Origin of the sequence: Acinetobacter sp. OYA S30 (genome assembly GCF_033599315.1) — a bacterium.
Lineage (GTDB): Bacteria > Pseudomonadota > Gammaproteobacteria > Pseudomonadales > Moraxellaceae > Acinetobacter > Acinetobacter baumannii.
Genome location: NZ_JAWVAV010000062.1, coordinates 1 through 11,222, shown reverse-complemented (window position 1 = coordinate 11,222; position 11,222 = coordinate 1). Strand labels below are relative to the sequence as shown.

Genomic DNA, 11,222 nt, shown 5'->3' with positions numbered 1-11,222 from the left:
GTTTTAGTTGGACAAATAAGTCCAACTAAAACATTTTTATATAGTTATAAGTGATTAGCCGCTTATCCCGAAAAAGTGAAGAATAATTCCTATAGCGCAGCAACCAGCTAAAGTAGTCATCATTCCAAGTTTGAAACGGAATAAAGCAAGCATAGCTATGATTGATAACATTAGTGACCATGGGTTAATGCTGGATAAAACTGGAACTTGTAAAACCATTCCATATTTATGAATTACATTAACTTCAGCAAATAATGTATGTAATGCAAACCACACTGATAGATTAAGGATCACTCCAACAACAGCTGCTGTAATTGTCGAAAGTATGGCATTTAAAGCCTTATTATTTCTTAATGCTTCAATATATGGAGCACCAATAAAAATGAATAGAAAAGAGGGTACAAATGTTACCCATTTCGCTAATATACCTCCAAGAGTACCAGCCAAGGCAGGATTCAATGATCCTGGGTCTCGATACGCTGCCATAAAGCCTACAAACTGAACTACACTAATCAGGGGGCCAGGGGTGGTTTCAGCCATACCAAGTCCGATCAGCATTTCACTAGGTTTAAGCCAATGGAAGTTTTCGACGGCTTGCTGTGCAACATAAGATAAAATTGCATAAGCACCACCAAACGTAAGTACGGACATTTTGCTGAAGAATAGAGCGATATGCGTATAAACATTATCTTTGCCCATTAAAGTAATAAAAGCTATAAGTGGGCCGAGCCATAAGACCAAACCAATGAGAGTAATTTTTAGAGCTCTTGTATGGGAAGGTTGTACATGCTCTGGGATCTGCTTAGCAAAAGCAGCATCAATAGCTGCTAATGAAGCATTAGAGCTATTAGCGTCAGAATGAGATGAGGAGGCGTTAAATGCTTTACTTCCACTTTTATTTCCGATGTAACCGATAAGCGCAGCAACTAAAATAATAAATGGAAAAGGCAAAGCAAAGATAAAGATGCCGATAAATGACAAGATAGCGACAATGACCATCACCTTGTTTTTTAAGGCTCGACGACCTACACGCATGACAGCTTCAAGAACTACTGCAAGTACGGCTGCTTTTAATCCAAAGAATAATGCTTGAACAATACTAATCTGACCATAACTTGCATAAATCCAGCTTAGTATTCCTAATGCAAGTAGACCCGGTAAAATAAAGAGAGTACCCGCAACGAGTCCGCCACGTGTTCGGTGTAATAACCAACCTATGTATACAGCCAACTTATGTGCTTCAGGACCAGGAACAAGTGTACAGTAATTTAAGGCATGTAAAAAACGCGTTTCACTAATCCATTGTTTCTCTTCAACTAAAATTTTATGCATTACTGCGATTTGCCCCGCAGGTCCACCAAAGCTAAGCGCAGCTACTTTAAGCCATACCCAAAAAGCTTCACGAAATGAAACACCATGAAGTTCATGTGGGGGAATGCTTTCAGCTAAAGCAGTGGAATCTTCATTTGTATTCATTGCTATTTCACCTAAATTTTTGAAATTTAAAAAGTATTTGATGCGTTTAATCATTCAGTACAGAGCTATTTTTATTAAAGCTAGACAATAGGCCATTAAAGATTGCATTTGATGCGACTAATAATTGGTCATCATCTGTAATGTTTTCATGTATTCCTGCAAAGACGGTTTCTATGCCTGAAGCTTCGGGTGGCTCAATCCCGCCAATATCAAGATAGTGGACAATCTCTGCAATTTTTTTCAAAGCAGGTGTTTCTAAATTAAAACTATGTAAAAGAACTTCGAAGGTAACCCAGTGATTGATATGACTGAAAGCTGCACCATCAAAATCGAATCCTAAAGCTTCTTCTGGACATTCACTTGGTGTTTCTAACCAAATAAATGTAGGAGTTGAATCAATAAAAGTCTTGATTAGCCATGCAGAGGCTAGACGATCAATCCAAGGTCTCTTACGAGTTGCCCATATTTTGTTTTGATAACTATTTTTATCTAGAAGTTGAATATGTGCTTGTATTGCTTGAGGCTCATTCACTTCACCAAGTCGAGCTATTGAAAGCTCTAAAGCAGAAAGTTCATTTAGTACCTGTGCTTGAGTCTCATCGGGGTAATAGTCAATTTCTACGAGTGCATCGATACTTTTTCTTAATTTACGGATTTGCTTGAGCAGCTCTTTCTTTTCATCTTTAGATTGACGATCTCTTAACTCAGAGAGTTGTTTATAGAGGACATCGTATTCTTCTTTTCGACTGAAGAAAGGAGCTAATTCAAGGTTTAAAGGCTGCTCCGCATGGAATACATACGCAGAGCCTTGCTCTGAAATAACGTCACTTGCAATAGGATCAAATTTCTCGCTATGAGAAATGGGAAGTAAATACACACCATCTCTAAGGATTGCGGCTCCACTTGCTTTAAGAGAACGCCATACTCTCATACGTGTAGATGTGTTCTGTGTAGGCAAAGAGGATATGAGTAAAGATATTTTCATGTTGTATACTCAACTTATTTGTTAAATATATAACATTAATTTGGCTTGGATACAAATATGAAGAATCGATTTCTTATATCAAAAGAAATATTAAAGGGCGGAAATGGCTAAAGAAGAATTTTTTAAGTTTTTGATTTTATATAAATTATTTGGTTTTATTGTTTCAATATACATCAATATTTGTGAATTCAGTATTACTCATCACAAAAAAAATTGTTTTAGTTATAATTAAATTATTGATTGTAAAGTGTCTAAATTGTAGGGTGTTCAAAAGTTGACTGAGAATTAGGTTATTTGTAAATCTCAGTCAAAATTTTAATTTTTAGAAGGCGCTTATCGATTTAAGATAACATCAGCTAATTGATGGGCAATTTCCTCAATACTATTTACAGAAGTATTTAAGGCGACTTTATCGGCTAAATTCGGACTATAATCTAAAACGTCATTTTTAGTAATTTTGTGCCAAATCGGTAAAATCATTTTATGGCCATTCATTTCTCGAGCTACTAAGCCATCAAGTTCATAGTTGGTCCAGTCTTTCTTAATAAAGTCAGTTGAAAGAACAACGGTACCGTATTTAGAGTTTCGGAGACCACTATCAATTTTTTGACGTAAACTGTCCCCAACTTTTAACGTGAATTCATCGTACCAAACGTTTACTCCAAGTTGCTGTAATGTCTCTGCAAGCGGTCTGACAAAATCTTCTTTATCTTCTGAAGCGTGTGAAATAAACAAATCATATTCTGGTTCCGTCTCAGGTATTGTATTGTTGTAAGATGATATTGAAACATCAGTAATATATTGGGTAGAAGCTTTAATAGCATCAATTTCACGTTTCAGCTTCTTTTGATGTTCAATTTCGTCTTTCTGCTGTTTTTTAGTCAGGACCTCTAATTTTTTTCTTTCCAGTATTTCTTCTTTTATAAGGTTCTGCTTTTCTTTCAGCAGCTTATTATCAATATCAATCTTTTTCTTTTGTAAGTCTGAAAGTTTTGATTGTATACGAGCGTTTTCTTGTTCTTTCCTACTAATTTCTGATAACTTTGTTTTTAATGTAGAGGGGCTAGTTGTCTTCCCGATAGAATTTTGAATTTGTAAAATTTTAGAAATTATATCAGCTCCCTTTTTCTGCTCTAAGCTCATTCGATGAGTAATATCTGCTAACTCCTTATTTAACCTTGTTATGGTACTGCTTATAGTTTGTATTGACATGTTGGCTCTATGATAAATATAAAGGGTAAGATTATTATTTGGTTAGGCGAAATACAAGGTTTATGTGTTACATCACTCTGTAAGCGTAGAGCAGTGCTCTGCCCAATCTGCCATTAATTCTTTACGTTTATCTAGATAATCTCCACGCAAGTAAGAAGCTTCAACTTTATCTGGTAGTTTGTGCGCTAATACATGTTCACAGACTTCACGCGCATAATTAGTTTTTTCCGCAGACCAGTCACGAAAAGTAGACCGAAAGCCATGTGTGGTAATTATACGATTCTGTTTTGGATCAATATAGCCTAAGCCATTTTTTAGTTCTTGTTCATGCATACGCTTGATTAGTGTAGTCAATGGCATGTCGGAAAGCATTTCACCACTACGTGGGGCGGGGAATATAAAATCTTCTAATTGAATATATTCTCGAATGAACTCTTAATTGAGGTAAAATTACATGAACTGTCTTAGAATGGGTAGTTTAAGATGATTTGTAATTTACAATCATTAGCTTACTAAGCAAGAATAGTGTCAGGTGAATGAAATATAAACAAATGATTGGTTGAAATTTTATTGTAGTAAAAATAACAGTAAAAAACTAAAATTAAATTATTTTTTGTATGTTTATCAGTGGTTTGGTTGTTTAATTTGACTAACACCGCTTCCGCCAAAATTCTTAAAAAGCCCTTGTTAATGACAAGGGCTTTTTTTTTATGCATATAAATTACTAAAAAATGATCGTGCTCCCTTCTATATATTTCTAAGTATGGTCTCTCCCGTTCGAGGGTTCGTCAAAGTGACATTTTCTAGCGCCTGAATGTACCAAGAATGATTCTTCTGGGTGAGCACAGTAAGAATGAGAGTATCAATCTGATGAGGCCCTTGAGGATGAGCTACGCCCGCAGTGAGGCGGCTCCAAAAATGTGAAATACATATATCCTCACTCATAGGTATGAGGTCTATCAGCTCATTCTCTAGTGTTGAATCACGATAAATGGTTTCATGAATAGGTTGATGCATTGCAATAATTTCATCAACTCCTTTAACGTAGTGACCGAAACGGTTAACGAAAGTCGCCTCTTTATCAAAAAGAGCAGCAAAGGCCTGCATATCATGCTTATTCCAAGCGGTTTGAAATGCTAAAGGTATTTCTTTTGGGTTTATTATGTGTTGACTCATACCAGCACCACTGTTTAATTCTTTAAGTCCATTTTCAAATATTATAAATAAAGATACTTCGACATGCTTAAATGAAACAGGTGATCTTAGCTCGCCTTCCAAGAGTATCTTCGTTTTAACCCTCACAACTCACCACACCAAATAGGGTCGGTTGAGTTATGAGGAAAGTAGATAAACAACTGCTCGCTCAATCCGCTTAATGGAGTTAAGTTTTTATAAAATCCAGATAAAGATATAAGTTAAAAAGAATTGATGCATACAACTTTAATATAATGCTAATAATCAAACATCATGCATAAATTTAAATATACTCTTTTATTTTTTAAGAACTCTTTTAATAATTCAGAGCTAAACAATTAAGTTTAAAATATGGAGAATTTGTATACAGGATAGCTTTTATTAGTTTAATTAAAATGAGAACTATATAAATCTTGTGAATTCTAGTTTTTTACTTCATTAGTTTTGTACGTTTTTATCTTAAAGATAATCATAAAATTAGAACAATAATATTAACTATTTGATTTTTATTTATAAATTAAAATTAACAGCTAAGGTTCTTACTGTGTTGAATAAACAACAAAACTAAAAAATTTAATCTTGCTTTAAGTTCTCTTAATTAATTTATGGCCTATCTAGATTTCGTTAATGGGTCAGAAAAATAAATTATGACTTCATTTAAGCCAAATCAGAAAATTAAGAGAGTATAAAAATGAACCAGTTTGTAACGAACACGAAAAATGTAATTCGTGGAAAGTATCATCCGGAATTTTTGCAGAATGAAGTCTTATCCGATATTTTTGCTCATACTGCACAAACTCTTCCTGATAAAACGGCTTTAATTGAAGCAGATAAAACGCTGAGTTATGGTGAGCTGTATCAGCAAGCCTTAATTATGGCTCAACATCTGGCTTTAAAAGGGGTAAAGCCAGGTCATATTGTAGGGCTATGGTTGCCGCGTGGTATTGAGCTTTTAAAAGCTCAACTGGCCATTTGTTTAAGCGGTGCAGCTTGGCTTCCTTTTGATATGGATACGCCCGCGGACCGTATTGCGGTATGTCTTGAAGATGCCGAAGCGGTAGGAATGATTACTACAGATGAATGGTATGAACATTTAGCTGAAGTGCCCCAAACAAAATGGACCAACACCGAGCTGCAAAAACCACTAAGCGAAAGTGTAAGTTTAGCGAAAACCACTCCAGATCAACCTGCCTATATTATTTATACCTCGGGTTCGACAGGTAAACCCAAAGGGATTGTGATTACTCAAAAAAATATTTGTCACTTTTTACGTAGTGAAAATAGTATTTTGGGTATTCAAGAGCAAGACAAGGTCTATCAAGGCTTTTCAGTCGCTTTTGATATGTCGTTTGAAGAGATTTGGCTTTCTTATTTGGTAGGTGCAACGTTGTGGATTGCACCGAAGTCACTTGTCAGTGATCCTGAGCGGTTATGCCAAACCTTAAAACAGGAACAAATTACAGTACTGCACGCTGTTCCAACGTTACTTGCCTTATTTCCTGAAGACGTACCTAATTTAAGAATTATTAATTTAGGTGGGGAAATGTGTCCAGACTCACTGGTTGATCGCTGGGCATTACCTCATCATCAAATGTTTAACACCTATGGACCAACCGAAACCACGGTTTCTGCAAGTCTTGAGTTATTAGAACGCGGTAAACCTGTCACCATTGGCAAGCCCTTACCAAACTACGGTATGTTGGTCATTAACTCTGAAAGAGAGTTGCTCGAGCAAGGTGAAACAGGGGAGTTATGTATTTTTGGTCCAAGTGTGGCACAAGGCTATTTAGGACGACCTGATTTAACCGCAGATAAGTTTATTGAAAACCCTTGGGCAATGAGTATAGAGGAAGAATTACTCTACCGTACTGGGGATTTGGCTAAAATTGATGAGTTTGGTCAAGTACACTGCTTAGGTCGTGCCGATGACCAAGTTAAAATCCGTGGTTTCCGTGTAGAGCTTGGCGAGATCGAAGCTGCGCTTTGCGATATTGACGGAATTGGTACGGCAGCCGTTATTCTTCGTCCTGAAGACGGCATTGATCAACTTATTGCGTTTATTGCACCAGAAATTGATGCAAAGCAAGCTATAGAAATTAAAGAACTACGTCATAACTTGAGTCAGCGATTACCGCCTTATATGGTGCCAAATCGTTTTGAGATTATTGAAGAAGTTCCACGTCTATTATCTGGGAAAATTGACCGTAAAGCTTTAAAAGCAAGACCGCTCACGAGTGTGGTAGATCGCAGTGAATCTGACCAGCCACAGAACCTAGCCGAAGAAATCTTGTTTGAAATTTTGAATCGCTTGTTCCCAAACATGCCGATTAAACTCGATTCTGATTTCTTTGATGATTTAGGCGGGCATTCACTACTCGCCGCTGTTTTAATTTCAAATCTGCGTGAGCATGCGGAATATAGCCATCTGACCATTCAAAACTTATATCAAGCGAGAAGAGTAGGCGCGATTGCTGCACTCATGTTAGAGCAGCCTGAACCTACTTTATTTGATAGCCAAATTGGGCAAGATAACCCTCGTAATCAGACTTATAAATGGTTATGTGGTATTGCCCAGCTCGTTACTATTCCGGCTTTAATCTCGATTAATATTTTGCAGTGGTTAGCGCCATTCTTTACCTATCACTACTTTACCGGTGGAACCCGCGACAGTATTCCGTATGCGATTGCGTTGTCTTTATTGGTGTATGTCAGTGTCATTATGAGCAGTTTTGTACTGTCGATTACGGTAAAACGACTATTAATGTTAGGAATTGGCGCAGGGCGTTATCCATTATGGGGATTAACCTATTTCCGTTGGTGGCTAGCAGACCGTATTAGTAATATTTCACCTGTTTATCTTTTATCTGGTTCGACTTTACTTAACTTATATTTGAAAGCACTTGGCGCAAAAATCGGCCACGACGTTACCATTAGTTCCGTACATATTCGTATGCCATCTTTACTGATTATTGAAGATGGCGTGAGCATTGGTTCTCAGGTGAATTTAGAAAATGCCAAAGTTGAACATGGCCACTTGGTATTAGGTTCAATTCACCTTAAACAAGACAGTTATGTAGGTTCGTATGCTGTATTAGAAGAAAATACAGTGTTAGAAAAACAAGCTCATGTAAATGCCTTAACTTCAATTGAATATGACACGGTTGTACCTGAGGGCGAAATTTGGGATGGAACACCTGCTCAGAAAATAGGGCATATAGATGAGCAAGCTAAATTGCCAGAGCGTCCTAAACTATCGTTTATACGTAAAATTGCTGAATATGGATACTATGGCGTTAGCGCATTAATTATTGCCTGTCTTTTCTTTATTCCAATTTTTCCAAGCTTCCTTTTGGTCGACTGGTTAGATGTAAATGTATTTAATATTAACCCGAACAACCATTTGCAAATCGCGCTTTACTATTTCATTTTAGCGATTCCGGCTAGTGCAATGATGATGATGATTACTGCGGTGATTTCTTCAGGTCTGCGTAAAATTGCATTGCCGCGTCTTGAAACCGGAACCTATGCGGTTCATGGCAGCACGTATTATCGTAAATGGTTTGCGGCCCAAATTTTAGAAACGAGTTTACAAACCTTACATGGCTTGTTTGCCACCATTTATGCGCCTACATGGTTCCGTATGCTGGGAGCAAAAGTAGGTAAAAATACCGAAATTTCTACCGCAACTGGTGTCATTCCAGAAATGCTGACTTTGGGTGAAGAAAGCTTTATTGCCGATGCTGTAATGCTGGGTGATGAAGAGATTAAAGGCGGTTGGATGTCTTTAAAAGCAACCAAAATCGGTAACCGTAGTTTTGTGGGAAATAGTGCTTATATTGCTGATGGGACAGTGTTACCAGACAATGTTTTAATTGGCGTGCAATCAAAAACACCAGATAACCGTGAAATGTATGATGGACAAACTTGGTTTGGTTCTCCGGCGTTGCTGTTACCTGCACGTGAAGCTGCTGAAAAATATCCTGACCATTTAACCTTTAAACCAAGTATTAAGCGCCGTTTAATGCGTGGTTTTATTGAAGGGCTTCGTATTGTATTGCCAGCCGCACTTGCGATTGGGGTGGGTTATATGATCGTACTAGACGTTATTGATGTGATTAATAACTACAATATTGAGACAGGACTGGTTGCATTAACGCTCGCAGGGCTGCTTTATGGTGTTGGCTGTTTCCTTATTGTTGCGCTATTAAAGTGGATTTTGATTGGTCGCTATCAACCGCGTTCGGCACCTATGTGGACCATGTTTGTATGGTTAAGTGAAGGGATTACCAGCTTATATGAATCAGTTGCGATTCCTAACTTCTTAAACTACTTAAGAGGAACACCAATGTTGCCATTCTTCTTGCGTATTTTAGGGGTTCGTATTGGTAAAGACGTTTATATGGATACGGCTGATATTACCGAGTTTGACTGTGTCAGCATTGGTGACCGTGCCGAGTTTAATAGCTTTTCTGGCCCGCAAACTCACTTGTTTGAAGACCGTATTATGAAAATTGGGCAAGTGAACGTGGGGCATGATGTAGTGGTCAATGCGCGCAGTATTATTTTGTATAACGCAAACGTGAGCAATCATGCAGTGTTAGGTCCATTAACACTGGTCATGAAAGGTGAAAATATTCCGGCTAAATCTGCGTGGATTGGGTCACCAGCCGTACCTTGGGTTCATAAATAATTAAGTTTTCAATTAAAAAAGCCTCTGTAGAACAGGGGCTTTTTTGTTTATAATTTTTTTTATTTAAATAAAAGGAAAAGTCTAAGGCATAGAAATAGGAGTATATTTTCCTATAGGAAAATTCCATTTTTTTAGATATGTGGTATAGCTGCACCATTCCTCATAACTAGATAATTTTACTTCTAGCCCCATTCCATCTTTCTCACAGCGATATACAGCCCAAGCCATATTTCTAGATTTATCAAATTTTAATTCAACAAGCTTTGCTTCACTAAAACAGTTTCTTAAAGGGATCTCTAAAAGTCCATTTCCTGATTGATCGGGATGAAACATATTAAGTTTTTTAGCTTCTAATAATTCTTCTTTTAATTCAGGGTAACGAACTGAGGAGTAAGCAGTAGGGAAGCAATTTCTTCCTGGTCCACCATTCGGTGAGTTTTTCATTCTTTCTCCCCAATTGAGAACAAATTCTGTTGGAGATATATCAGATTCTTTTTTATTAAAATAATAAATAGCTGTGAGTGCTATAAGTAGACTAATCAACACAAGTAAGATTATTTTCATCAAATAGTACCTTTGTTACTAAATATCATAATGATTCTAAGGTTGGAGCTTACTCTAAGCTCAAGTAAAATTTTTTACCTGCACGTTAAATTGGGTTGTATCTAATAAAAATCTCTTTTGTGAAAGCTAGAAAGAAGGGCGGAGCACTTTTTATTTTTATACTTCAGATAATGCCCATTGTATTAAATAGAAGAATTTATGATTCTAAATGAATATGCAAAAAATATAATTTTCCCTTATTTTCCCAAAAAAACTGATAATTTGGGCCACCTTCATCAGGACTATTAGGGACAATTTTAGAGCAACCTAATATTTCATAACTATTTGTAGTATTTTCAAAATTTAAAGTACATAAGTATTCTTTCAAGAGTTTGGCACCTAAGTTCTCTGGAGATCCCTTTAAAATCATATCTAATTGATTTATTAGACCATTAGTTTTTATTACTAATTCTTGGATAGATATTTCTTTAAACTCTGTATTAACAATCCATTCTCTAAATGAATAGTTTCCCCTTGTTTCTTGTTTAAGAATACATGCAAGTAACTCATTAATATTGTCTGTGTAGTAAAACAAATCCAAGCAAAAAAACTGAATATAGCTTGCTTGTTCAGTATGAATATACAAGTGTAAGAGATCATCTCCATAGTAAATAGGATTTTTTACTTCTGTTATCTTGCTTATTTGGACATCTAATTTTTTCATATTGAATAATTTAGATTATATGAAATCAACATAATACACCTTGTATACAATCTTTACAGCTGAATAAAACAGCCTCCCAAGCCAATTATCTTCCCCTTTATAAACCCCCATTTAACAATAATTCACCCATTATTTATCCTTACTTTTTAATGATCTAATTTAAAACAAATGTCATTTTGTGTGCTTGACTGCAAAAGGGTTGAGCACTATTCTTTGCCTGCTGGCCACATTGCCAGCCGGTTTTAGCAGACCGTGTATTATCTCCCGCATCAGAGTCATTCCTTCTGAGGAATAGTCTTGTGTGGTGAACTACTCGTCCCTTTCCCGTAGCGGTAGGACGGGAGAGGGACACCTTCGGGTGTGCTAGTTTGAGATAATACTAGTCTGCTAACCCTTTC

The 11,222-nt window shown here is 36.6% G+C and carries 7 protein-coding genes and 1 pseudogene; 1 reads left to right on the top strand and 7 read right to left on the bottom strand.

Going from position 1 to position 11,222, the window contains the following annotated elements; genetic code table 11:
- Window positions 1-54 precede the first annotated feature (54 nt).
- The 5 genes and pseudogenes from chrA to R5R67_RS18025 form a co-directional block, all read right to left on the bottom strand.
- Window positions 55-1,476, bottom strand: coding sequence for a chromate efflux transporter (gene chrA, locus R5R67_RS18045; RefSeq protein ID WP_002040866.1), 1,422 nt, complete (start codon window positions 1,474-1,476; stop codon window positions 55-57).
- A gap of 46 nt (window positions 1,477-1,522) precedes the next feature.
- Window positions 1,523-2,461 (bottom strand): chromate resistance protein ChrB domain-containing protein, encoded by a 939-nt coding sequence (locus R5R67_RS18040; RefSeq protein WP_002065076.1) that lies wholly within the window; start codon window positions 2,459-2,461, stop codon window positions 1,523-1,525.
- A gap of 333 nt (window positions 2,462-2,794) precedes the next feature.
- Window positions 2,795-3,673 carry a TIR domain-containing protein gene (locus R5R67_RS18035; RefSeq protein ID WP_000027438.1) on the bottom strand — a complete coding sequence of 293 codons (879 nt, stop codon included), beginning with the start codon at window positions 3,671-3,673 and terminating at the stop codon, window positions 2,795-2,797.
- A 72-nt stretch (window positions 3,674-3,745) separates the two neighbouring features.
- Window positions 3,746-4,102: pseudogene (locus R5R67_RS18030) on the bottom strand (tyrosine-type recombinase/integrase); the annotation flags it as partial.
- A gap of 318 nt (window positions 4,103-4,420) precedes the next feature.
- Complete coding sequence (locus R5R67_RS18025) at window positions 4,421-4,975, bottom strand: SgcJ/EcaC family oxidoreductase (RefSeq protein WP_001264183.1); 555 nt, start codon at window positions 4,973-4,975, stop codon at window positions 4,421-4,423.
- A 583-nt stretch (window positions 4,976-5,558) separates the two neighbouring features.
- On the opposite strand from R5R67_RS18025, the gene posA reads away from it, so the two are divergent.
- A complete protein-coding gene (gene posA, locus R5R67_RS18020; RefSeq protein ID WP_002062072.1) occupies window positions 5,559-9,557 on the top strand; it encodes a delta-poly-L-ornithine synthetase PosA in 3,999 nt (1,332 codons plus the stop codon).
- Window positions 9,558-9,638: 81 nt separating this feature from the next.
- Here the strand turns inward: posA and R5R67_RS18015 are convergent, their stop codons facing one another.
- Window positions 9,639-10,121: a hypothetical protein gene (locus R5R67_RS18015; RefSeq protein WP_000691656.1), complete on the bottom strand. Its 483-nt coding sequence runs from the start codon at window positions 10,119-10,121 to the stop codon at window positions 9,639-9,641.
- Window positions 10,122-10,317: 196 nt separating this feature from the next.
- Entirely contained in the window at window positions 10,318-10,824 is a 507-nt protein-coding gene (locus R5R67_RS18010; protein ID WP_000732214.1) for a hypothetical protein, read from the bottom strand.
- Between the last annotated feature and the right edge of the window lie 398 nt (window positions 10,825-11,222).

Excerpts from the sequence above, each read along its gene's own strand:
- chrA (WP_002040866.1), bottom strand. The coding sequence starts at position 1,476 with ATGAATACAAATGAAGATTCCACTGCTTTAGCTGAAAGCATTCCCCCA.
- R5R67_RS18040 (WP_002065076.1), bottom strand. The coding sequence starts at position 2,461 with ATGAAAATATCTTTACTCATATCCTCTTTGCCTACACAGAACACATCT.
- R5R67_RS18035 (WP_000027438.1), bottom strand. The coding sequence starts at position 3,673 with ATGTCAATACAAACTATAAGCAGTACCATAACAAGGTTAAATAAGGAG.
- posA (WP_002062072.1), top strand. The coding sequence starts at position 5,559 with ATGAACCAGTTTGTAACGAACACGAAAAATGTAATTCGTGGAAAGTAT.
- R5R67_RS18015 (WP_000691656.1), bottom strand. The coding sequence starts at position 10,121 with ATGAAAATAATCTTACTTGTGTTGATTAGTCTACTTATAGCACTCACA.
- R5R67_RS18010 (WP_000732214.1), bottom strand. The coding sequence starts at position 10,824 with ATGAAAAAATTAGATGTCCAAATAAGCAAGATAACAGAAGTAAAAAAT.